Source organism: Pseudomonas sp. BJa5 (genome assembly GCF_030272875.2).
In the GTDB taxonomy this organism is placed as follows: Bacteria; Pseudomonadota; Gammaproteobacteria; order Pseudomonadales; family Pseudomonadaceae; genus Aquipseudomonas.
Window position 1 is genome coordinate 1 of the sequence record NZ_JALRNG020000194.1, and the last position, 245, is coordinate 245.

Annotated in this window: 1 pseudogene; it reads left to right on the plus strand. The window is 64.1% G+C overall.

The features are described 5' to 3' along the window. Nucleotides 1-42: 42 nt before the first annotated feature. Nucleotides 43-245, plus strand: a pseudogene (locus M2D63_RS25995) (electron transport complex subunit RsxC); the annotation flags it as partial.

The window sequence follows — 245 nt, forward strand, 5'->3', positions numbered from 1 at the left end:
TGTCCGCTACCGGAGCGTTAACCGGCAGGGGGGCAGCCGTTGATGATCAAGAGCCTTATTGGCCGCAACCTGGCGCCAGGCGCGCGGCACGACGATATCGGCGTCCTGGCGCTGAATGTCGCATCGCTCTACGCACTGGGCCGGGCCATCTTCCAGTGCGAACCCCTGATAAAACGCGTGCTGACGCTGACCTGGAACTGCGAGCGCGCCGTGAATGTCCTGGTGCCTGTGGGTTACCCGGTCAG